Origin of the sequence: Herbaspirillum rubrisubalbicans (assembly GCF_003719195.1) — a bacterium.
Classification (GTDB): Bacteria; Pseudomonadota; Gammaproteobacteria; order Burkholderiales; family Burkholderiaceae_D; genus Herbaspirillum; species Herbaspirillum rubrisubalbicans.
This window is the reverse complement of sequence record NZ_CP024996.1, coordinates 1,686,282-1,710,183: the sequence shown is the minus strand read 5'-3', so window position 1 is coordinate 1,710,183 and position 23,902 is coordinate 1,686,282. Positions and strand designations below refer to the sequence as shown.

The following is a 23,902-nucleotide window of genomic DNA, read 5'->3' as shown; positions in this document are numbered from 1 at the left end:
TGAGAGAACCAGCCATGACCATCATCAAGCAAGACGATCTCATCGAATCCGTCGCCGCCGCGTTGCAGTACATCAGCTACTACCATCCGGCCGACTATATCGCCCATCTGGCGCGCGCCTATGAAACCGAGCAGAGCCCGGCGGCCAAGGACGCCATCGCCCAGATCCTGACCAACTCGCGCATGTGCGCCGAGGGCAAGCGTCCGATCTGCCAGGACACCGGCATCGTCAACGTGTTCCTGAAGATCGGCATGGGCGTGCGCTTCGAGGGCTTCTCGGGTTCGATCGCCGACGCCGTCAACGAAGGCGTGCGTCGCGGCTACTCGCACCCGGACAACGTGCTGCGCGCCTCCATCGTGGCCGACCCGCAATTCGAGCGCAAGAACACCAAGGACAACACCCCGGCCGTGATCCACATGGAACTGGTTCCGGGCAACACGGTGGACGTGCAGATCGCCGCCAAGGGCGGTGGCTCGGAAAACAAGACCAAGTTCGTCATGTTGAACCCCTCCGACAACCTGGTGGACTGGGTCTTGAAGACCGTGCCCACCATGGGTGCCGGCTGGTGCCCGCCGGGGATGCTGGGCATCGGTATCGGCGGCACTGCCGAAAAAGCCATGCTGATGGCCAAGGAAGTGCTGATGGAAGACATCGACATGTACGAGCTCTTGAAGCGCGGCCCGCAGAACAAGACCGAGGAACTGCGCATCGAGCTCTATGAGAAGGTCAATGCACTGGGCATCGGTGCCCAGGGCCTGGGCGGCCTGACCACCGTGCTGGATGTGAAGATCATGATGCATCCGACCCACGCGGCTTCCAAGCCGGTGGCGATGATCCCCAACTGTGCTGCGACCCGCCACGGCCACTTCGTGCTGGATGGCTCGGGCCCGGCCTACATGGAACCGCCGTCGCTGTCGGACTGGCCGCAAGTGCAGTGGGTGGCCGACACCGAGAAATCCAAGCGCGTCGACCTGGATACCCTGACCAAGGAAGAAGTCGCTTCCTGGAAGCCGGGCCAGACCTTGCTCTTGAACGGCAAGATGCTGACCGGCCGCGATGCCGCCCACAAGCGCATCCAGGACATGCTGGCCAAGGGCGAAAAGCTGCCGGTGGACTTCACCAACCGCGTGATCTACTACGTCGGCCCGGTCGATCCGGTGCGCGACGAAGTGGTGGGCCCGGCTGGCCCGACCACCGCCACCCGCATGGACAAGTTCACCGACATGATGCTGGAACAGACCGGCCTGATCTCCATGATCGGCAAGTCCGAACGCGGCCCGGCTGCCATCGAGGCGATCAAGAAGCACAAGTCGGCCTATCTGATGGCCGTGGGTGGTTCGGCCTATCTGGTGTCCAAGGCGATCAAGTCGGCCAAGGTGCTGGGCTTTGCCGATCTGGGCATGGAAGCGATCTACGAGTTCGAGGTCAAGGACATGCCCGTGACGGTGGCAGTGGACGCCAACGGTATTTCGGTGCACAACACCGGCCCCGCCGAATGGAAGGAAAAGATCGCCCAGAGCGTCTCCCTGTCCAAGATCCCGGTCACCACGGCTTGATTCACGACCCAAGCACCTTCACCGCAGGAGCGCGCGCAGCACCATGAAAGAAGCCGTCAAGCAAGCCCTCACACCTTCTGCCGTGAACCTGGAGCGCACCACCCCGATGCCGACCGCAGCCGATGCCGCGGTCGGCATTTTCGATTCCGGCGTTGGTGGCCTGTCGGTGCTGCAACACATCCATGCCGCCCTGCCCCGCGAACAACTGCTCTACTTCGCCGACGCCGGCTATGCGCCCTATGGCGAGAAGACCGATGAACAGATCGTGGAGCGCTCGCTGACCATCGCCTCCTTCCTGATCGACCAGCGGATCAAGGCCCTGGTGGTGGCCTGCAATACCGCCACCGCCGCAGCCATCCAGGCCATCCGGGTGCACTGGCCGCAACTGCCGGTGGTGGGTATCGAGCCGGGCCTCAAACCCGCTGCCCAGCAAACCCGCAGCGCTACCGTAGGCGTGCTGGCCACCCGCAGCACGCTGGCCAGCAAGCGCTTTGCCTTGCTGCAGGCGCAAATGGAGGCGCAATACCGGGTCCGTTATCTACCGCAAGCCTGCGTGGGACTGGTGGACTTGATCGAGAAAGGCGAACTGTATTCGCCGGCCACGGTGCAATTGTTGGAGCGCTACCTGACGCCGCTGCTGGAACAAGGGGCCGATACGCTGGTACTGGGCTGCACCCACTATCCGTTCGTGCGCCCAGCTATCGAAAGCGTTTGCCAGCGCCTGGTGGGGGCAGTGCCAGACATCATCGATACTGGACAAGCCGTGACGCGGCAATTGCAGCGCCTGCTTGAAACCGATGCCCTGCTGACCCAGGCCGCCACCGGCTCGCTGGCGGGCTTCACGACCAGCAGCCGGTCTACGCTGGAACAGGCTTTCCGAGGTTTGCTCAAGCTCGATCCCCCGGTACAGGCCTTGCAGCCGCAAGCAGGGGCATGAAGGGCCCAGGTAAGGCGCAAGAGGAAATTTCATGGAAATTGCCATTTTGCATTGAAATACTGTTGCCATTCCCTCCAAGTGTTTGTATAATCTTTTGCTTACTTGATGACGGACGCAAGTCTGTCTGACAGTCGACGGTGGCTGTAGCTCAGTTGGTAGAGTCCAGGATTGTGATTCCTGTCGTCGTGGGTTCGAGTCCCATCAGCCACCCCAAAGATTCAAGCAAAAAGCCCGGTCCTGGTGACCGGGCTTTTTGCTTTGTCCTACCCAACCGTCTTGCCTTGTCCGATGAGATTTGACGTCAATCTGGATGAAGCGCTACCCCCGAACGATGAATGAGCGTTGGCTCAAGCAGTATGCCTATGCAAATTCATCGCTGGACCATTTATGCTCATCCCTACGCAAAACGGCAACCCCACCCGATAGCGAGGCTGCCTACATGACCGGGACGCAAGCGTACCGCGTGCTTAGTTGATCATCCCGGTCGAATACGCATACTTGATCAGATCAGCATCGGTACTCAAACCCAGCTTGCGCATGGCATTGTTCTTGTGAGTACTGATGGTACTGGGGGTGCGCGAGAGCCGTTCGCAGATCTCGCCCAACGACTGCCCTTCCACGAACAGCCGCACCACCTCCAGTTCGCTCTGGGTCAGCTCGCGCACCAGACCGAAACCTTCACCCTGGGCCCAGCTCATCTCCAGTTCACCCCGCAACGACACCGGGAAATACAACTGCTTGCTGCTCTGCGTAGCCAAGCAGGCGTTGATCAGTTCATCGGTCTTCTCGCGCTTGTTGATCACCGCAAAGACGCCCATACGATACAGGCGCCGGATCACCGCGCCATTGTTCATGGCGGTGTAGACGATCACCTTGGTGGAGGGATGCTCGGTCTTGAGGCGCTTGACCAGCGCAAAGCCGTCCGATTCATCGCTATCGTCGGCCGGCATGGCAAAGTCGGTGATGACAATCTCGCAAGGAGAACGCTTGAGCGCACTGATCAGGGCCTCGCCATTTTCGACCTCCAGGTCGATACGGATTTCCGGCAGGCGCGCCAGCTCCCCCCTGAGCGCACCCAGCACGATGGGGTGATCATCGGCAATGGCTACGTGCAGGACTTTCTTCAAATTCATGCTACCCCCACAAATGGTTCAATTGACTGACAGGTGGCGATGCCACGACATCATTGTCCCGGCTCGCCCTCCCATGTATTGCCTCGGCTAGCTGCCCTCGATTTACCTTTATCGATGTTGGCTCCCCGCGTCCGACGATGCCGTTACGGCATCACAAAACTTCCATGAATAGGAGATAGAGAAAATCTGGCGAAAACAGAAAGGAAATGGCGTTATTTCCATGAAAAATCGAATTTATTCGACGTGTCAATAGAAAAAATTCGGGCCGCGGCTTTTAGTGAGGATATCGAAAATAATCTGCATCCCAGCTCGGCAAGTGATGAAGTCCCCTGGAAATGCCCCCCCTCGTTACACTACTTACCAATAATCCTCTGTCACGAACTGCCCGCCCCCGGTACGGCGCAAGGGTGTCATACCGCGTTCGCGCAACAGTTCGCGCAGCTCGGTGACCATATCCGGGTTACCACAGGCCATGACGCGGCTTTGTTCCAGGTTCAGCGCCACGCCGCAGGCCCGTTCCAGCGCCCCTTCCTTGAGCAGGTTGGTGATGCGTCCGGTCAGCCAGCCCGGCGCTTGTGGCAGATCGGTCTCCCTCGTGACGCAACGCAGCAGATGCAGTCGCGCCGGCAGCCCCTGCTGCCCGGCCTGCTGGCGCAATTGGGCAAACGTGTCGGCATAGGCCAGTTCCTCGCGCTGGCGCACGCCATGCACCACCACCAGGTCGTCGAAACGGCGCCACACCTCGGGCTGCTGCAGGATGGAGACGTATGGCCCCAGCCCGGTACCGGTGGCCAGCATCCACAACTGCTTGCCATCGGTGAAGCGATCAGCGGTCAGGAAGCCATAACTGAGCTTTTCCACCCAGATCGGATCGCCCGGCTCAAGCTGGTTCAGGCGCGAAGTGAACTTTCCTTCCGGCACGATGATGGCGTAGTACTCCAGGTAATCGGCCCCTTCCGCGGAAGTGATGGAATAGGCACGCGAGACCACCTCGCCCTCGATCTCCAAGCCCAGGCGGGCGAACTGCCCGGCCGTGAAACGATAGCCGGCCGGGCGCGTGGTGCGAAAACTGAGCAGCTTGTCGGTCCAGCGATGAACCCACAGCAGTCGCTCGCAACTGGCTTTTTCCGAATACGCATCAATACTCACAATACTGGTACTAGCCACATGACTCTCCTTCGATTTGCCGCCCCCCCCAACGCCACCATCAACGATAACGGCGGCCCGGCAGGGGCATTACAATAGCGGGATTAAACTGGACGCAGCACACGAAAAGCCTGCGTCCCGCAAGCGGCTGGCCCATCACAAACGCCCTAGGGGGCATCCGGGATGTCCCGGAGATGAATTGTCGGCCGCCTGCACCGGCCAGGAACTAACCGCGCAACGCGCGGGTCAGGCCTGGATGGCGCGTTGCCAGCCCTCATCCTACCCGACTTGCCCCACGGCGCGTCAGGCCGGCCGCCTCAACCGATAACAGATACGATGCAGTGAATCAATGACTTGGACCCGCAGCCTGGCCATCGCCTTTCTCTGGTGTGCCGCCGACACCGCTTATGCCGCCTACCAGGTGCAGATCGAGGCACCCGCGCCGGTGCAATCGCTGCTGAAGGATTTTCTGGATATCTCGCGCTACCAGGACCGCGACGACATCAGCGACGAACAACTCAAATTCATGATGGATACCGTCGGTGAGCAGGTGCGCGAACTCAGTTCCACCGAAGGTTATTTCACCCCCACCACCAAGGTCAGCGCCCAGACCGAACCTGCTGCCAACGGCCAGCAGGCGGTACGTCGCATCACCCTCACCGTCGATCCGGGGCCGCGCACCGAGATCAATGCGACCGACATCAGCGTCACCGGCGTGGCTGCGCGCCAAGACCAGGCCACGGTCGCGCGCATCCGCCAGGACTGGTCGCTGCCGGTGGGCCAGCCGTTCCGCCAGGAAGACTGGGACAAGGCCAAGAACACCGGCCTGGAACAACTGCAGCAAAAGAAGTACGCCGCCGCCCGCATCGCCGCCTCCGAGGCCCGCATCGACCCGCAGGAGCAGCAGGCCGAGCTGGCGGTGCGCTATGACAGCGGCCCGGCCTTCACCCTGGGCGCGTTGCAGATCACCGGTACCCGGCGCTACCCGGAAGCGATCATCCGCAACGTCAATCCGCTTATCATCGGTGAGCCCTATGACGTGAACCGGCTGCTGGCCCTGCAACGGCAAATCCAGAATACGCCCTATTTTTCCAATGCCATCGTCGCCATCGACGACGATCCCGAGCACCCCGACCAGACCCCGGTGAAGGTGCAGGTCACCGAATTCCCGACCCACCGCATCCGCGCCGGGGTGGGCTACAGCACCGATACCGGGGCCCAGGTCGAGGGCCGCTATTCGAACTACAACATGTTCAACCGTGCCTACGTCTTCGACAGCCAGGTGCGGCTGGAGCAAAAGCGTCAGTACGGCACCCTGTCGCTGGCCATGCCGCCCGATGAAAAGGCCTTCGTCAACAGCCTCAACACCTCCTACGACCGCACCCAGCTCGAAGGCGTGGACTTGCGCAGCCAGCAGGTGGGGTTCAAGCGCGCACGCACTGGCGAGAACTACGACACCACCTATTCGCTGACCTATTACCGCGATGAACTGAGCCAGGAAAACGGCGCCGCATTGCCAGCCAACACCGTAGTGACGCCCGGCAAGCACCGCGCCCTGGTACCTGGCTTCGCCTGGTCGCGCCGCCGTGTGGACAATCCCATCTTCCCGCGCCAGGGCAACCTGTTGACGCTGGAAGCCGGCTTTGCGCTCAAGGGCTTGCTGACCGACCAGAGCTTTTCCCGACTGTATGGCCGCTTCAAGCAATTCGTGCCGGTCGGCCGACGCGATATCGTGGTCTTGCGAGCCGAACTGGGCGGCGTCTTCACCAAAGGCAGTGCCGGCGCAGTGCCGCCTTCGCTGCTGTTTCGCACCGGTGGCAATGACTCGGTACGCGGCTATAGCTACCAGAGCATCGGCAATGAACAGAACGGCACGGTCTATCCGACCAAGTACCTGGCCGTGGGCAGTACCGAGTATCAACGCTGGTTCACCCAGAGCTGGGGCGCGGCGGTGTTCTATGACGTCGGAGCTGCCGCCGACAACTGGAGCAACAAGACCTTCTATCACGGCGTGGGCACCGGGGCGCGCTGGCGCAGTCCGGTGGGCACGCTCAACCTGGACCTGGCCTATGGCATCCAGAAACACCAGATCCGGCCACACGTCTCGCTGGGCATCGCCTTCTAGCGCCAGCGCCCGGATCGCACCTACCGATTACCTGATTTCGAAGCCCAAGCACGCATGAGCGACCCGCAACAAGAACTGCAAGCCTCCCCACCGGCCCAGCCGCCCCAGCGCCCTGCTCGCCATGGACGCCGCCTTGCCGCCTGGAGCGGCGGCACGCTGGCCGTGCTGGTACTGGCCGCAGCCGGTGTCGCCCTGTATGCCACTCATACCGAAAGCGGCGCCCGCTTGCTGTGGAATGGCGCCGTCAAGGCCCTCGGTGGCAAGCTCTCCGGCCAGTTGTTGGGAGGTACCGTGGCCGATGGCTTGCGCCTGCGCGCGCTGCACTACCAGGATGACAAGCGCATCCTCGATATCGATCGCATTGACGCCCGTTGGCACCTGGCCCTGCTGCGCCGCAGCTTGCGCCTGGACTACCTGCGTGTGGGCCAGGTGCAGTTGAACCAGCAACCCTCACCCTCCGAGCCCAGCACCCTGCCCGCCTCGCTGGAAATTCCGCTGGCACTGGAGATCGGGGAAATCAGCCTGGAGCGCCTGAACCTCACGCAAGGCACCTCCAGTACCGAACTGTCGCGTCTCAAACTGCATGGCAACTCCGATGGCGTGCAGCACACCCTGGTCCTGGACAGCCTCACCACGCCCTATGGCGATGCCACGGCGCTGTTGCACCTCAATGGCAAGCGCCCCTTTGCCATCGGTGGCGGACTGGAACTGACCGGAGCCTATCAGCATGGCCAGCTCAAGGAGCAATACCAGTTGGCCGCGCAATTGTCGGGCTCGCTGCAAGAACTGGGCATCGCCCTTACCGCCGGCGGCGACAGGCTCAAGGGCAGCGCCGATATCCTCGCCACGCCCTTGGCCAGCGTGCCATTGAAGCGCGCCAAGATCGACCTGCAGCATATCAATCCGCAAGCCTTCAATGCCGCCGCGCCGGCTGCCGATCTGCACCTGCGCGCCGACCTGGCCCCGCCTGCCGGCTTGACGGCCGATGCGCCATTGCAGGTAAGCGGCCGCATCGACATCGACAATGCCCATCCCGGTCGCCTTGATGAACAACGGCTACCCTTGCTCTCGGCCAGCGCCGACCTGAAGCTGGACCTGCAGCAGCAGACCCTGTCGCGCCTGGACATCCGCCTGCTGCGCGATGCGCGCATCGAAGGCAGCGGGCAGTTCCGCCCCGGCAGCAACGAGCCCGGCAAGCAGGAACCGTTGTCGGGCCAATTCAAGCTGCGCGTGAGCGACCTGGACTTGAGCCAACTCCATCGCCAGGTACGCCCCACCCGGCTGTCGGGTCCGGTAGACCTGAACCTGGCCCCTGAGGCCCAGCAGATCCTGCTGACCCTGCAAGACAGCGCCCTGAAACTGCATGTGGACAGCATGATCGGCCATGACCGCGTGCAAGTGCGGCAAGCCTCGCTCACGGCCGGCAAGTCGCGCCTGGAAACTACCGGTACGCTACAGACCACAGGTGCCATGGATTACGAGCTCAAGGGCCGGCTGCTGGACTTCGATCCCAGCGCCGTGCTGCAAGCCGTGGCCCCGCCTGCGGCGCCCGCCAGAAAGGGACGCAAGAGCAGCGCGCCCGTCTCCAAACCGATTGCGGCGCGCATCAACATGGACTTCGACGCCGCCGGCGCGCTCTCCCCCGAACTCAGGCTCAAGCTCGGCTTCGCCATCCACGACAGCAGCTACGGCGAGCTGCCCATGAGCGGCCGCGGCGACCTCAACCTGGTTGCCATGCGGCTCTTGCCCAGCCGCGCCCACCTGCAGATCGCCGGCAATACCCTGGACCTGGACGGCAGCTTCGGCGCCCCCAGCGACAAGCTCAAGCTCAAGATCGATGCGCCGCAACTGGCCAAGCTGGGCTATGGCTTGTCCGGCCTGCTGCGGGTGGACGGCATCCTTGCCGGCACGCGCCAGCGGCCCAACCTGCTAGCCAGCTTCCAGGCCGAGCAATTGAGCTTTGGCGCGCATAAACTTCACCATCTGGCCGGACAAAGTGAACTGCACAGCAACCTGGCCGCCGGCGTGGCCTCGCCCGACAACCGCCTGGCGTTGAACGTGGAAGGCGACGGCTACAGCGGCCCGCAAGCCGAACTGGCCCACTTGGCCATCAAGCTGGACGGCACCTACGCCAAGCACGCCCTATCCCTGCAAGCCAAGGGCAAGCTGCTGGACCAGAGCCTGGACCTGAACCTGGCCGCCCACGGCCAGCTCACCGAAAAGACCCGCGGCCACTACGGCTGGGCTGGCAGCCTGGACCAGTTCAGCAACCAGGGCTTGCCGCGCATCGCCATGGCCAGCCCGCTGGCGCTGGAGGCCTCGGCCGATGGCATCGAGGCCGGCAGCACCCGCATCGAGATCGACCGTACCGCATTGGAGTTGAAGCGTCTTTCCTATCACCAGGGCCGGCTGGCCTCGGCCGGCCAGGTCAAGGCGCTGGACGTTGGACGGATCCTGGAACTGGTCCAGCAACTGACCGGCACCCCGCCGCCGGTCAAGACCGATCTGGTGCTCGACAGCGACTGGGACTTCACCCTGGCCGAGACCGCCAGTGGCTACCTGCAGATCGCCCGCAAATCCGGTGACGTGCGGGTAACCACCAGCACCGGCGAGGCCACCCTGGGCCTATCTGAACTGCAACTGCGCAGCCAGTTCCAGGGCGAGCAGATGCGCGTATCGGGCCGCGTCAACGCCGCGCGCGTCGGCACGCTGGAGCTGGATGGCGAGATCGGCCTGCAGCGTGTCGACCAGGTGCTGGCCCTGGATGCGGCCTCGCCGCTGAACCTGAGCGCCAAGCTCGACATCCCTCAGGTCAAGCGCATGGGCGACCTGATCGGCCCGCAGGTGAACCTCGACGGCAAGCTGGCGGCCAACCTCAATGCGGCAGGTACGCTGGAGCAACCCAAGCTGTCCGGCGCCATCAACGGCGACAACCTGGCCGTGACCGAGTTCGACCAGGGCATCCAGTTGAAGGATGGCATCGTGCGCATCGTCATGGACAGCAATGTCATCGATCTGCGCCAGATCGAATTCCACGGCGGCAGCGGTACCCTGCGCGCTGGCGGCAAGATCCAACTGGGCGCGGACAATCCCGACCTCAACGCCAGCCTCACCGCCGACCACCTGGAACTGTTTGCCAGCCCGGACCGGCGCCTGATGCTCTCCGGCGAAGGCAAGATCAGCAACGTCAACGAACAGTTGCGAGTCGATGGCAAGTTCACCGTGGATCGCGCCCTGTTCGACCTGCCCAAGAGCAGCGCCCCCAAGCTGGGTGACGACGTGGTCATCATCAGCCGCAGCGGCAAGAACCGCGTCGGGGCAGCGGCCTCCTCGCAACAGAAACTGGAAGCGGCCACTGAAAAGCCGGCCAGCAAGTTCGCCCCGATCATCAACCTGGCCATCGACCTGGGCAATGACTTCCGCTTCCGTGGCAGCGGCGCCGACCTGCTTTTGCGCGGCGATATGAACGTTCGTAGCGAACCGCTCTCGCCGCTGCGCGCCACCGGCACCATCAACGTCGCCGAGGGAAGTTATGAAGCTTTTGGTACCAAGCTCAACATCGAGCGCGGCATCATCAACTTCACCGGCCCGCTGTCCAACCCCAACCTCAACATCCTGGCCATGCGCCGCAACCAGGACGTGGACGCCGGGGTCTCGGTCACCGGCAATGTCAACCAGCCTCGCGTGCAACTGGTCTCGGAGCCCAATGTACCGGACGATGAAAAACTCTCCTGGATGATGTTCGGCCACGGCAGCGACAGCTCCAACATCGGCCAGCGTACCGCCAGCAGCCAGGCACTGGCGCTGGTGGGCAACATGGCCGGCAAGCGCATTACCAAGGATATCGGCCTGGACCAGTTCAGCATCGGTTCCAGCGATTCGGGCCTGACCGACGACCAGGTGGTCAACCTGGGCAAGGCCATCACCCAGAAGATCACGCTGGGCTACGAACAGAGCCTGCAAGGTGCGGCCAGCATCGCCAAGGCCACCTGGCAGATCTCGCGGCGCTGGTCGGTGGTGGCGCGCGCCGGTACCGTCAATGGCTTGAATATCCTGTTCAGCCAGCGTTACGACTGAAAAAATGCCCATGAGCAAGGCGAGCCGCCTGCGACCAGAGCGCAGGCGGCTGTCGAGGCAATTCGGCAGGTAAAGCCCGTCCCCGAACCAACAGAATCTGTTAATCTTCCTGCAAGTTCAGGTAATCCCCGATGGACGCGCTCAACACGCTCCACAACAATGGCAGCGGGGAAAAGCCGTTTCGGGGGAAAGCAACATGCCAGAACATCAGATCCAGCGCGCATCCAGGACAGCCAGGCTGTTCGTGATCGTGGTCTGTCTCATCATCGCGTTGCTGGAAGCATGGTCGGCCTGGCGCGCCTATGAAGTGGTGATCGACGAATCTGCGCGTGAGGCCTCCAACATGGCGCTGGCCCTGGTGCAGCAAGCCGACCAGAGCTTCAAGGAAATCGACGTGGTGCTGCAGGGCGTGCAGGAGCACCTGCAGTACGATGATGCCGGCGCGGCTGGTCGCCAGCGCACGCACGACTTCATGGTGAGTTCGGTGGCGGCCCTGCCGCAGTTGGCCATGCTGACGGTCTACGATGAAACCGGGCTGGCCATCAGCAGTTCCCAGTCCAACCTGGAACATCGCTACATCCAGGACGACTATTTCCTGCATCACCAGCGCGTGCGCACCAACCGCGCCTACATCGGCAAACCCATGCGCAGCCGCGTCAGCGGCCAATGGGTGGCCACCATGAGCCGGCGCATCAATCACATCGATGGCAGCTTTGCCGGCGTGGTGGTGGCCGATATCGACCTGTCGCACTTCCAGCGTTACTACGAACAGTTCGCCATCGGTCGCAACGGCGCCATCCTGTTCGGGCTCAATGAAGGAACCGTGATCTTCCGGCAACCGTTGTTGAGCTATTCCATCGGATTGGACATTTCCAAATCGACGCTGATGACGCAATACCTGGGCAAGTCCGAGCACGGTTCCTTCGAAATGCGCTCGCCGCGCGACGATATCGTGCGCGTGACCAGCTTCCAGCGCTGCAAGCTATATCCGACCTTCGTGGCGGTGGCGCTGGCCAAGGACGATATCCTGGAAGACTGGACGCGCCGTCTCTGGATCCGCAGCATCGTGGTACTGCTGCTGTTGATCATCATCGGGTATGGCGGCAACCGCCTGGTGGCCCAGGTGGCCAGGCGTGAAACCGCCGAGCTCGAAGCGATCGCCGCGCGTACCGAGCTGGAACGGCTGTACCGCACGCTGGAGGCGCAATCGCAGAAGGATGGTCTGACCGATGTTTTCAATCGCCGCTACTTCGACCTGGCGCTGACAGCCGAACTAGCACGCCTGAACCGCTCCGGCGAATCGCTTTCGCTGATCATGGTGGACGTGGACCACTTCAAGCGCTACAACGACACCTACGGTCATGCGGCCGGCGATGTCTGCCTCAAAAAGGTGGCCACTGCGCTGGGCAGCGTGGCCCGGCGCCAAGGCGACATCGTGGCGCGCTATGGCGGCGAGGAGTTCGCCCTGATCCTGCCAAACTGCAACGCCGCCAGCGCCGCGGCCATCGCCAGTCGCCTGGTGCAGGCCGTGCGCACGCTGGACATCCCGCATGAAGGCAGTCCGATGGGCCATGTCACCATCAGCGTGGGAGCAGCCAGCCTGGCCAGCGGCAAGGGCGCGCACGTGGAGGCACGCGAACTGATCGACATCGCCGACGCCGCCCTCTACCGGGCCAAGGAACAAGGGCGCGACCGTGCCATTCAGCACGACTATCCGCGGCTGGCGGTCATCTCCGATTACTCTGGCCTGAGGTGAGCCATGCGCTGCCTGATTCGCTACCAGCTACGCGAAGAAGATACTGCGGCCCACCATGAGTTCACGGCGGACTCCCCCGACACCGAACAGGTGATTGCACACCTGACCGAATTCCTGCATCCCGAAGTGATCTACGAATTCCTGCCGGTACAGCACGGCGGAGAAAACAGCATCGCCCAACTGCGCGCGCGCATGGCCCACGCCCGCCAATACCTGGAACAGTATTGCGGCTTGCAGAGCATGTCCTACATGGTCTTGCCCGATGGAGCGACTTCGGCCCAGGGCAAATGGACCTGCGTGCTGCTCAGTACCGAGCTCGCACATGCCCCATTGGATAAAGCCGACTGATCCCGGATCCCCTCCCACGCCGTGCGGCTAGTTCCCCAACGGCAACTGCCGATCCGCCACGCACTGCACGATATGCGCATCATGCGTCACCAGCAGCACCGCACTGCCCACCGCCCGGGCCTGCTCCACCAGCAGCGCGATGACGTCCTGCTGGGTCAGCGGGTCCAGGCGCGAGGTCGGTTCATCGGCAAAGATCAGGGCCGGGCGCATGAGCAGCACGCGCGCCAGCGCAATGCGCTGCAGCTCGCCACCGGACACTTGACGCGGCAGGCGATCCAACAGAGCGGGAGCGACCCGCATACGTTCCAGTAAGCTTTCCAGACAGTACCAGTCCAGTTGATGCAAACGGACCAGATCAGTGAGCGACTGACGCAGGCGCACACTGGGCGCAAAGGCCGCCGCTGGATCCTGGTAGATCTTCTGGAAGGCAGTGCGCGGCAATCCCGCAGCTCGCCTGACCTGCCCGCCATCCGGCTGCAACAATCCCAGCACGATGTTGCCCAAGCTAGTCTTGCCAGCGCCGCTGGGGCCGCTGATGGCGACGATTTCACCGGCATGGATGCGCGTGCTGATACCGCTGAACAGTTGCTGCTGACCGAAAGCCTTGGCCACCTGCTCAACCTCAACAATCACCTCACCCCCACTACGCAGCCCCGCGTGGGCCGACACCGGCCAGCACGCCGGATCGGCCGCCAGCAGGCGGCGGGTATAGTCATGCCGGGGTGCGGCCAGCAGTTCCTGCGCCGGCCCCTGTTCCACCATCCGCCCCTCCAGCATCACCGCCAGTTGCCCACCCAATGCCCGCGCCAGCCACACATCGTGGGTGATGCACAGCAGACTCATGCCCTGTTGGCGCGCCGCCTGTAGCAGCGCCAGCACCTCGCCGCGGCGATCCGCATCCAGGCCCTTGGTCGGTTCATCGATGATGAGCAAGGGCGCACCGGCGGCGTGGGTGGCGAGGAAAGCCACGCGCTGGGCCATGCCACCCGAGATCATGAAGGGATACTTGTCCCCCGCTTGCTGCAGCCCCAGGCTGGCCAGCGCCTGTCGGGCCAGCGTAGTGGCCTGGCTACGCGCGGCGCGCAAGCTGTCGTTCTGGCTATCGGGTGCAGGCCGGCTGACCAGTTCGAAAGTCTCGGCAATCTGGCGCGCCACCGTCATGGTCGGGTCCAGCGCCAGCCAGGGTTCCTGCGGCAATAGCGCGATACGCCGGCCCCAGCCACACTGACGACTGGCGGCATCGGCGGCATCGCTGCGTTCACCGTCGATGACGATGCTGCCGCTGCAACGCAGGCTGGCCGGCAGGTTTCCCATGATGGCCTGGGCCAGCAGCGACTTGCCCGAGCCGCTCTCGCCCAGCAAGGTCAATACGCCACCGGCGGGAATGGCGAAGTCAATATCCTGGACCAGGGCCTGTTGGCCATGGAACACGGTCAAGTGCTCGACCTGCAGGGCAGGGATAGCTGCGCGCGCGTTCATGCATTTTCCTTCTGCGGCGACAGCAGCAACAAGGCCAGCAAGGTCAGGAACAGCACCAGCACCGGCGAGCCCACCAACCACGGAGCCTCGCGGTAATAGGGCAAGAGTTCGATCATCATCACCCCCAGCTCCGGCGTGGGCGGTTGCAGGCCGACCCCGACAAAGCCCAGCGCCGACATCGCCAGCACCGCACCGGCCAGACCGAAACGCATCAGGGTGAACAGGCGCGGCAGCAGCGCCGGCATCAGGTGACGCCGCACGATGTAGCCCGGGCCGAAGCCCAGCAAGCGTGAGGCTTCCACCGGCGCACTGGCCAGCAGGATGCGGCTGGCCGCGCGCACCACGCGGAAATATTCCACCCACAAGGCCAACGAGATGCCCACGTACAGCGGCCAGAAGCCGCCCGGCGCAAAGGCTGCCAGCAACAGCACCAGCAGCAGGCCCGGCAAGGCCAGCACGGCATCGGCCAGCGCCGCCAGCACGCGCTCGACCCAGCCACCGCACCAGGCTGCCAGCAAACCGATCACGATGCCGGGAATGGCCGCCGACAACACGCTCACCAGTGCCAGCGACAAGGATAGTCGCGTGCCATGCGCCAGCCGCGCCAACATGCTGCGCCCCAACTGGTCGTACCCCAGCGGATGCGCCAGGCTGGGCGTTTCCAGAAAGCGTGAGAGTTGCTGACCGGCCGGATCGACCTCGATGAGCAGCGGCCCCAGCCAGGCAAACAGGACGATCATCAACAGCAGCAACAGGCCCACCCACTGGCCCGGCGTGACACGGCGCGGTCGGGTCTCGACCAGGAAATCGGAAGTGGCAAAGCTCATGGTCGGCCGCGTGGATCAAGGAAGGCGCAGGTGGTATCGACCAGCGCATTGAAGAGAACGAACATCAGCCCCAGCACCAGGGCCGTGCCCTGGATCATCGGCACGTCGCGCCCGAAGATGGCGTGTACCAGGGCGTGGCCGATGCCGGGCCAGGCGAAGATGGTTTCCACCAGCACCACGCCTTCGACCAGCATCACCAGTTGCACGCCGAGATAAGCGACCACGGGCGCAGCGACATTGCGCACGCCGTGGCGCGCCAGGGCTTGCGCGGGGCTCAAGCCCTTGGTCAGGGCGAAGGCGAAATATTCGGAAGCGCGCACCTGCACCATGGCATCGCGCGCCACCCGGCAGGACACTGCAGCCAGGCCCAGCGCCAGCGTCAACGCCGGCAACAGGATGCCGCCATGGTCCACGTGACCGGCCGCCGGCAAGGCCCCCAGTTGTACCGAAAACAGCAACACCAGGATCAGCCCCAGCAGGAAGGATGGCAAGGCCCGCAACAGCACCGATAGCGCCAGCGTGGACCGGTCCAGCCAGCCACCGGGGTTCAGGCCGGCCAGGATGCCCAGGGTCGGCCCGAACAGCAGCGACAAGGCCAGCGCCAGCAGCGACAGTCTCAGGGTCGGCCCCAGTTGATGAGCGATCTCCACTAGCACCGGCAAGGCGGTCACTTGCGAAGTCCCCAGGTCCAGATGCAAGAGCCGGCTCCACCATTGGCCCAGCGCCATGAACCAGGGCTGGTCCAGGCCCAGTTCAGCGCGCACCGCCAGGGCCGCTTCGGTGGTGACCATGTCATAGCCGTAGCGCCCGGCGGCAATGCGGTAGGCCATGTCGCCGGGCAGCAGGCGCGTCATGAAAAAGCACAGCGTGCCCACCAGCAGCGCCACCAGGCTGGCTTGCAGCAAGCGCTGGCCGAGTGCGCCGGCCAGTTGCCGGGCGGCGCTGCGGGGCAATAAGCGAGTCAGATCCATTGCAGGTAAGAGAGACGATAACTACGTTCAAAAGGATCGAGGCTGGCGCCCTGCAAGCGACGGCTGACGGCACAGGTCTGGCGATACCAGACCACCGGGATCACCGGCAACTGTTCCTGCAGCAGCGCCACGATACGGGCGCGCTCGGCGCGCCCGCTGTCGGCCCCCCCGGCGGGCATGGCCGGCAACTGCGCCAGCCGCGCCAGCAGCGCCGGCACCTCGGTATTGTCCCAGCCCATGGCGCCCCAGTCGCCGCCTTGCGGCCCGAAGTCCTGCAAGAGGCTGGCCACCGGCTCGGGTAGGTTGCCGTAATTGCGCGCCGCCAGCGCCATCTGCAATGCGCCGCTGCGATGGCCGGCCGGGATGTCGCTGGAGTTGCCGATCACCACCCGCACGGCAATGCCGATCTGGCGCATTTCTTCCTGCAAGGCAGTGGCAATCAAAGGCAATTCGGGCCGATCGACGAAGGTGGTCAGGCTCAGTTCCAGCTTGCGCCCATCGCGCCAGCGCACGCCATCGGCGCCCAGGCGCCAACCGGCCTCTTCCAGCAGACGGCGCGCCTGCTTGAGGTCGGTATGCAGGGGCGCTAGCTGGGGATCGTGCCAGCGTGTGAGCGACGGCGGAAAGAGCTGGGTTGCGCCCAGGTCGGGATCGCGCAACAGCGCGCGTGCGATGCCCTCGCGCTCCATGCACAGGGAGATGGCGCGGCGCACCCGCACATCGGCCAGGAAGGGATGGCCGGCATTGAGCTTGAGAATGGTCGTGCGCGGCAGCATGGCTGAGAGCAGGCGCGCACGCGGACTCTCCTGCAAGGCGCGGATGCTGGGCGGGTCCAGCGAAAAAGCCAGTTCAGCCTGGCCGCTCTGGACCAGCAGCGTGCGCGTCTCTGCGCGCGAGACGCTGATATAGCGCGCCCGCTGGATCGCCTTGTCCGGCCCCGGCGCCACCCGCTCCACATCGAACTGCTGCGGCAGGCTGATGGACTGGATGCGGAACGGCCCGCTACCGACGATGGCCACCACGTTGCCGTGCGCATCGAAGGAAGATGGCGCCAGGATCTGGGTCGAATAATGGGTCAGCAGATAGGGTAAGGGGCCGAAGGGCTTGCTCAGGCTCACTACCAGTACACTTTCCTGCAAACTCATGGCCGTGATACTCGCCAGTTGCAGTACACCTGGCCGCACGGCAGCGCGCTGCAAACAAGCCAGTATGCTGGCCGGCGTCACGACACTGCCATCGTGGTAGCGACGCCCAGCCTGCAAGGCAAAGCGCCATTGCAAGCCATCGGCGCTGACCTCCCAGGTGCGCGCCAGCGCCGGGCGCAACTGGCCGGCATCGTCCACCTCCAGCAGGGTCTGCAGCACCTCCATGCGGGCGAACATATAGCCGGAGCGCGCCGGATCGAGCCCGGTCAATTCCCAGGGGCCGACCACGGTCAGCATGTCGCGACCGGCCTGGCTGATGGGGTGGGCATGGCTGGCTTCATCGCCATGCGCCCAGACCAGCGGCGCGGCGCCAGCAGCCAGCAGCGCCAGCAAGGCGCGCCGACGCGGTGTACAGCAGAGATCGGCAGACATGCGCAGATCAGAACTTGACATTGAGTGCCAGCGTGGCCGTGCGCTCGTTGCCCGGCATGATCCACACACTGCTGTAGGAACTGCTGTAGTAACGCTTGTTGAAGAGATTATCCACGTCCAGCGACAGCTTCATCTTCGGCGTCATCTGCCAGTAGGCCAATGCGCGTGCGGTCAGATAAGCGGGCAACTTGAAACTGCCGGCCTGGTCGCCGGTACGGTCGCCAACATAGTTCAGGCCACCACCGATACCGTAGGGCGAGCCACTTGCCAGGGCATCTTCGAACACCGCCAGTACACTACCCGAGACACGCGGCACGTTGAGCAACCGCGAACCCACGGCCAGGGTGTTGTCCTTGCTCACATAGGCATCGGTATAGGCCAGGTTGCCGGTCAAGCGCCAGTGGTGGCCCAATTTGGCATTGGCATCCAGCTCCACGCCCTTGCTGCGCACTTCGCCGGCCGCAATGGAGAAGGCCGGATTGCTCGGGTCGGCGGTCAGCACATTCTGCTTGGTGATATCGAACACCGCCAGGGTGGCGCCGCTAAGCTGGTCCGCGCTCTGGAACTTCAGACCCACTTCGGCCGCGCGCGAGGTCTCGGGGCTGAAGGCGCGGCCATTGATATCGCTGCCGCTATTGGGACGGAAGGACTTGCTGGCGCTGGCATAGGCCGACCAGGACGGCGTGAACAGATAGGTCAGGCCCAGGCGCGGGGAATAGGCGTTCTTGTCCTGGCGGGTGAGGGTGCTGGTGCGCCAGTTGTTCAGGGTGGAGCTGAAGGCATCGGCGCGAATGCCGGCCAGCAGCTTCCAGCGCTGCGTCAGGCTGATCTGGTCTTGCAGGTAGAAGGCGCTGCTGCTCTGGCGTTCGCTGGTATCGGTATTGGCCCTCGGCGTGGGTAGCGGCTGGCCATAGACCGGGTTGTAGATATTGATCGCATAGGGCGCTGCCGTCGTCGGGTTCACGCGCAACATGCGCTGGTCCAGCGTCATCCAGTCCAGCTCGGTACCGACCAGGACCTCATGCCCTACGCTACCGGTGGTGAGCTTGCCGCCCAGCTCGAACTGCAGCGAGGTGTCATGCCAGCCATAGTCGCGATAGCGGCGCTGGCGGCGCAGCGTGGCGTTGTCGGCCTGCAGCGCCGAGGCTTCGGTGGAATAGCCCTGCAGCGTACCTTCCTTGTGGAACACGCCGGTGCGCAAGTGCCAGTTGTCGTTGAGGCGATGCTCCAGGGTCAGCAGGTGGTTCTGGTTGTCCATCTTGACGTCGCCATCGCCCGGCTCGCCCAGGAAGCGCGAGATCGGCAGCACGCCCAGGTTGCCGTTGACGGCGACGATGCCGCGATCGAACGGCACCTTCTGGCGTAAAAATTCAGCTTCATAGTTCAGCACCGTGCTGTCAGACAGTACCCAGGTGAGGGCCGGTGCAAAAAATTCACGTTGGCTGTGAATATCATCGCGCCAGCTCCCCCGGCGCTCGACGGCGGCATTGAGGCGATAGGCCAACTCGCTGTTGAGCGCCCCGGTGGAATCGATGCTGCTGCGGTAGCTGTCGTTGCTGCCGATGGACAGGTCCAGCGCATTGGCGCGCTTGAACTGCGGCTTCTTGGTGACCACGTTGATGGTGCCACCGGGCTCGCTGTTGCCGTAGAGCGCTGCGGCTGGTCCCTTGAGGAAATCCACGCTCTCCACATTGGCCAGGTCGCGCGGCGGCGCATAGCCGCGGTTGGAGGCGAAACCGTTCCAGAGGATATTCATGCCGCCGTTATCGCTGCCGGAAAAACCGCGGATCGAATAGTTATCCCACAGGCCACCGAAGTTGTTCTGCTTGGCCACCCCGCTCACATACAGCAGCACATCGTCCAGGCGCTGGGCACCCAGATCATCGATCAACTGGCGCGATACCACCTGCACCGACTGCGGCAATTCCTGTAGCGGCGTCTCGGTGCGGGTGGCGCTGGAGGTGCTGCTCTGGCGGTATTGCTGGCGCTCGCCAGTGCCGGTGACGACGATCTGGCCCAGCCCGCTGTCGCTGCCGGTAGTAGCGTCGGCGCTCCAGGCTGGTGGCAGGCCCTGGGCCATGGCGAGCGCGCCCAGCACGGCGAGCCGCAGTGCGGTCATGTTCATCTTTTCCCTTGTGATGTTGTTGTACTGCGGGCCGGTACGTGGCTACCTAGCCGCAGCAATGTGGACCGTGGTGTGCGGTCAGGTCAGGGCGGGATTCTATGCAACAATGTTGCATTTATCAAGAAGAATGACTCTCATTTATTAAGCAAGTCTGGTGCTGGAGCACTACCATCAAGACTGACAATGACCCGCACAGCGCCAGTACAGCAGCCATAAAGCAGCAATACAGCACCGATACAGTGCGGCGCACAGTATAAAGTGAGAAGCGAGCCGCCCTCCTGCGACAAGTTGTCGCAGGGACGACAGCGCGAAGCAAGCGCCCGGAAAGAAACTGGCCTAGAGCCAGCCGGCCTTGCGCAACCGCCGCCACAGCAGCGTGCAGGCGGTGATGATACCGCCCAGGACCAGCGGGAAACTCCACTGCCAGGCCAGCCCCGGCATATGCGCGAAGTTCATACCGTAGAGGCTGAAGATCATGGTCGGGATGGCCAGGATGGCGCCCCAGCCGGCCAGGGTCTGCACGATCTCGTTCTGGTGGATGGTGACCTGGGCCAGGTTGATCTGCACCGCCGACTCGACCATTTCACGCAGGCGATCGCCGGTATCGATGAAGCGCACCACGTGGTCGTAGATGTCGCGGAAGTAGGCCTTGCCATCCTTGGTGATGAGCCCTTCGTGAAAACGCAGCAATTGCGTACACACGTCCAGCAAGGGCGAAGCCACCGAACGCAGGCGGATCAGCTGGCGCTTCAACTGGTACAGCTCCTGCAGATAGGCCTTGCCGCTGATGGTGCCGGGGTTGAAGAGCTGTTCCTCGTACTGGCTGAACTTGGCTTCGAGGTCGTCCATGATGGGGCGATAGTTGTCCACCACGAAGTCCATGATGGAATAGAGCACGAAGCTGGGGCCGCGCACCAGGCGCTCGGGCAGCATCTCGCAATGCTCGCGCACCTTGGCATAGCTGCGCGAGGCGCCATGCCGCACCGTGACCACGAAGCGCGGTCCGGTCAGGATGTGGGTCTCGCCGAACAGTACTTCACCACCGGCCAACTGCGCCGTGTGCAGCACCACGAACAGGGTATCGCCGTATTCCTCGATCTTGGGCCGCTGGTGGGCGGCATAGGCATCTTCCACCGCCAGTTCGTGCAGGCAGAATTCTTCCTTGATCTTGTTCATCAATTCGACGTTGGGCTCCAACAGGCCCAGCCAGACGAAGGTACCCTCCTCTTCCAGCACGTCGCTGATTTCATCGAGGCTGATCTCGCGCAGCTTCTTGCCCTTCTTGTAGACCGTGCAATTGACGATCATGGCGGGATCGATCATGTCTCTTTGTTCCTGTTCTTGTGGGTTCAGACGGTTGGTGCGCGCCACCGCAGGCGCTGCTTGAAGACCTGGGCCAGGATCACGCCGACCAGCGTGATGCTGCCGCCGAGGGCGTGATAGCCGTGCAATGGCTCGCCCAGCGCGAGCACTGCGATGATGACAGTAAATACCGGCATGAGGTTCACGAAAATGGCGCAGCGGCTGGCGCCCAGATGAACCACCCCACGCATCCACAGGAATTGCGAAATGATGGAAGCACCAATGCCGGCATACAGCAGGATGGGCAGATTGGCCCGCGTGATGGGCGAATGATGCCCCAGCAAGAAGCCGGGAAACAGCAGCACCGTGGCCATCAACACCTGCAGATACAGCAACTGCCAGGTGCGCAAGGGCAGCGCCCAACGCCGCAGCATCACGCCATACAGGCCATAGGCCACGGTGGCGGCCAGCATGAGCAGATCACCCGCAACCACGCCCTGCTCGAACAAGGCCAGCGGGTGACCGCGCCCGATCAGCACCGCCAGCCCGAACAGCGACAGGATGCCGCCGACCAGCGTGCCCACGGTGGGCGGCTCGGCGAGCAGCTTGATGCTCAACACCAGTGTCATCAATGGCATGAGCGAAGAGATGATGCCCATGCTGGTGGCCGAGGCAGTGGCTGCGGCGAAATAGGCCAGGCTTTGGTACAACACCATGCCCAGCAGCGCCAGCACCAGGATCTTGCCCAGGTGCGGACGGATCTGCGCGCGCGCCGCCCAGGTCGAGCGCGCCAGGAAGGGCGACATCAGCAAGGCCGCCAGCACCCAGCGATAGAAGGAAATATCCTCGGGCGCGATGACCCCGGCCGACATCTTGCTGATGACGGTATTGCCGGCCCAGATCAGCACCGCGCCCAGGGGAAACCACAGGCTCTTGTAGGACAGGTCGCTGCGCATCGTTCTCCTTTGAGCCGACCTCTTACGCCGGCTTGTTCTCTTCCTGCCCGGCCATCTCGGCCCCGGCATTGGGTGGCAACTGGCGCAGCATCAGCAGCGCCAGCGACGCCACCGCAGCCACCACCAGGAAGGCCGGCCAGAAGTCTTGCGCCACCAGCTCGCTGTGCCCCTGGATTTCATTGGACATCTGCAGTGCAAAGCCGGCCAGCACCACGCCCATGCCGATGGACAATTGCTGGGCCACGCTGGCCATGCTGGTGGCCTGGCTCAAGCGCAGGTTATCGACATCGGCATAGGAAATCGCATTCAGACTGGTGAACTGCAGCGAGCGGAAGCAGCCACCGATCAAGAGGATGAGCACCATCAGCAGATAGGGCGTGGTGGGGGTGAAGGTGGCGATGGCACACAGCCCCAGTACCCCCAGCGCGCCATTGACCAGCAGCACCCGGCGAAAACCGAAGCGGCGCAAAAAGCGCGCGGCGATGGTCTTCATGAACATCGCCCCGGCTGCCGAGGCGCAGGTGAGCAGGCCGGAATGAAAAGGCGTATAGCCAAAGCCCAGTTGCAGCATCAGCGGCAGCAGGAAGGGAATGGCGCCAATCCCCACGCGATAGAGCGAGCCACCGAACACACCGGCCCGCAAGGTCGGGATCTTCAGCAGCGCCAGATCGATGAGCGGCGCCGCAGCGCGCCGTGCGTGCCAGACATAGCCCGCCAGGAACAACGTGCCGGCCACCACGCAAGCCAGCGCCACATCGCCCGAGACCAGGTGCCGACCGGCCGTGGCCAGGCCCATCATCAGCAGCGAACACCCCAGCGCCGACAGCACGAAACCCTTGAAATCGAGCGGCGAAACCTGCTCAGCCTTGAGATCGGGAATGAAGCGGGTGGCCAGGTACAGGCCGAGGATGCTGATCGGCACATTGATGAAAAAGATCCAGCGCCAATGGAAATAGGTAGTGATGAAGCCACCCAGCGGCGGCCCCAATACGGGGCCGAACAGGGCGGGAATAGTCAGGTAGGACAAGGCCTTGACCAGGTTGACCTTTTCCACGCTGCGCAGGATCACCAGCCGCCCCACCGGCACCATCATGGCGCCACCTATGCCCTGCAGGAAACGCGCCGCCACGAACTGCGGCAGGGTCGAGGACATGCCGCACAGGATGGAGCCGAGCATGAACACGCAGATAGCCGCACGGAAGATGGTGAGCGAACCGAAGCGATCGGCCATCCAGCCCGAGATCGGGATGAACACCGCCAGGCTGACCAGGTAGGAAGTCAACGCCAGTTTCAGCGAAATCGGATCGACCTTCATGTCCAGCGCCAGGGCCGGCAGCGACGTGGAGATGACGGTGGAATCCATCTGTTCCATGAACAGCGCACAGGCCACGATCAGCGGGATGATGAAGGTGCGGGGAATACGCATGGGAGTATGTCGGGAGCGGAAAGGCCGCCTGATCGGTGGCAAGCCTTCAAGTATACCTTTTACGCTATCATGCTGCCGGCTGCGCCCTGCTTCCCGGCCGATGGCAGGCGCCGCCAATGACCCCGATTGCATCCAGCCGCCCTGCCGGCTTTAGCTTGCCT

The 23,902-nt window shown here is 63.5% G+C and carries 16 protein-coding genes and 1 tRNA gene; 7 read left to right on the top strand and 10 right to left on the bottom strand.

All coding sequences use genetic code 11. From position 1 onward, the window contains the following. Nucleotides 1–14 precede the first annotated feature (14 nt). From RC54_RS07560 to RC54_RS07550, 3 genes are all read left to right on the top strand, one after another. Nucleotides 15–1,556: a fumarate hydratase gene (locus tag RC54_RS07560; protein WP_058894816.1), complete on the top strand. Its 1,542-nt coding sequence runs from the start codon at nucleotides 15–17 to the stop codon at nucleotides 1,554–1,556. A 43-nt stretch (nucleotides 1,557–1,599) separates the two neighbouring features. After that, entirely contained in the window at nucleotides 1,600–2,493 is an 894-nt protein-coding gene (murI, locus tag RC54_RS07555; RefSeq protein ID WP_061789101.1) for a glutamate racemase, read from the top strand. 137 nt (nucleotides 2,494–2,630) lie between these two features. Continuing rightward, nucleotides 2,631–2,706, top strand: a tRNA-His gene (locus RC54_RS07550). 254 nt (nucleotides 2,707–2,960) lie between these two features. Here the strand turns inward: RC54_RS07550 and RC54_RS07545 are convergent. Both RC54_RS07545 and RC54_RS07540 read right to left on the bottom strand, forming a co-directional pair. Next, entirely contained in the window at nucleotides 2,961–3,626 is a 666-nt protein-coding gene (locus RC54_RS07545) for a response regulator (protein ID WP_017454389.1), read from the bottom strand. Between the two features lie 357 nt (nucleotides 3,627–3,983). Continuing rightward, nucleotides 3,984–4,793, bottom strand: a complete 810-nt coding sequence (locus RC54_RS07540) for a ferredoxin--NADP reductase (RefSeq protein ID WP_082803074.1) — start codon at nucleotides 4,791–4,793, stop codon at nucleotides 3,984–3,986. Between the two features lie 328 nt (nucleotides 4,794–5,121). Between RC54_RS07540 and RC54_RS07535 the strand changes: the two genes are divergently transcribed. The 4 genes from RC54_RS07535 (at nucleotide 5,122) to RC54_RS07520 (ending at nucleotide 13,078) form a co-directional block, all read left to right on the top strand. Continuing rightward, on the top strand, nucleotides 5,122–6,897 hold the full coding sequence (locus RC54_RS07535; protein ID WP_061789100.1) for an autotransporter assembly complex protein TamA: 1,776 nt from the start codon (nucleotides 5,122–5,124) through the stop codon (nucleotides 6,895–6,897). A 54-nt stretch (nucleotides 6,898–6,951) separates the two neighbouring features. Further along, nucleotides 6,952–10,974, top strand: coding sequence for a translocation/assembly module TamB domain-containing protein (locus tag RC54_RS07530; protein ID WP_061789099.1), 4,023 nt, complete (start codon nucleotides 6,952–6,954; stop codon nucleotides 10,972–10,974). Between the two features lie 196 nt (nucleotides 10,975–11,170). Next, nucleotides 11,171–12,730 carry a GGDEF domain-containing protein gene (locus RC54_RS07525; RefSeq protein ID WP_061789098.1) on the top strand — a complete coding sequence of 520 codons (1,560 nt, stop codon included), beginning with the start codon at nucleotides 11,171–11,173 and terminating at the stop codon, nucleotides 12,728–12,730. A gap of 3 nt (nucleotides 12,731–12,733) precedes the next feature. Continuing rightward, entirely contained in the window at nucleotides 12,734–13,078 is a 345-nt protein-coding gene (locus RC54_RS07520) for a hypothetical protein (protein ID WP_061789097.1), read from the top strand. Nucleotides 13,079–13,105: 27 nt separating this feature from the next. Here the strand turns inward: RC54_RS07520 and RC54_RS07515 are convergent, their stop codons facing one another. From RC54_RS07515 to RC54_RS07480, 8 genes are all read right to left on the bottom strand, one after another. After that, nucleotides 13,106–14,557, bottom strand: coding sequence for an ABC transporter ATP-binding protein (locus RC54_RS07515; protein ID WP_082803073.1), 1,452 nt, complete (start codon nucleotides 14,555–14,557; stop codon nucleotides 13,106–13,108). Further along, nucleotides 14,554–15,384 carry an ABC transporter permease gene (locus RC54_RS07510; protein WP_061789096.1) on the bottom strand — a complete coding sequence of 277 codons (831 nt, stop codon included), beginning with the start codon at nucleotides 15,382–15,384 and terminating at the stop codon, nucleotides 14,554–14,556. The genes RC54_RS07515 and RC54_RS07510 overlap by 4 nt, the downstream gene beginning before the upstream one ends. After that, nucleotides 15,381–16,355, bottom strand: coding sequence for an ABC transporter permease (locus tag RC54_RS07505; protein WP_058894808.1), 975 nt, complete (start codon nucleotides 16,353–16,355; stop codon nucleotides 15,381–15,383). The genes RC54_RS07510 and RC54_RS07505 overlap by 4 nt, the downstream gene beginning before the upstream one ends. Next, the gene (locus tag RC54_RS07500; protein WP_061789095.1) at nucleotides 16,346–17,932 is read right to left on the bottom strand and encodes an ABC transporter substrate-binding protein; all 1,587 of its coding nucleotides are present in this window, start codon (nucleotides 17,930–17,932) and stop codon (nucleotides 16,346–16,348) included. Before RC54_RS07500 ends, RC54_RS07505 begins: the two co-directional genes overlap by 10 nt. 7 nt (nucleotides 17,933–17,939) lie before the next feature. Beyond that, nucleotides 17,940–20,057, bottom strand: coding sequence for a TonB-dependent siderophore receptor (locus tag RC54_RS07495; RefSeq protein ID WP_061789094.1), 2,118 nt, complete (start codon nucleotides 20,055–20,057; stop codon nucleotides 17,940–17,942). A gap of 336 nt (nucleotides 20,058–20,393) precedes the next feature. Further along, a complete protein-coding gene (locus tag RC54_RS07490) occupies nucleotides 20,394–21,380 on the bottom strand; it encodes a magnesium and cobalt transport protein CorA (RefSeq protein WP_061789093.1) in 987 nt (328 codons plus the stop codon). A gap of 26 nt (nucleotides 21,381–21,406) precedes the next feature. Further along, the gene (locus RC54_RS07485; RefSeq protein ID WP_061789092.1) at nucleotides 21,407–22,315 is read right to left on the bottom strand and encodes a DMT family transporter; all 909 of its coding nucleotides are present in this window, start codon (nucleotides 22,313–22,315) and stop codon (nucleotides 21,407–21,409) included. 22 nt (nucleotides 22,316–22,337) lie between these two features. Continuing rightward, nucleotides 22,338–23,741, bottom strand: a complete 1,404-nt coding sequence (locus tag RC54_RS07480) for an MFS transporter (protein WP_061789091.1) — start codon at nucleotides 23,739–23,741, stop codon at nucleotides 22,338–22,340. Nucleotides 23,742–23,902 lie beyond the last annotated feature (161 nt).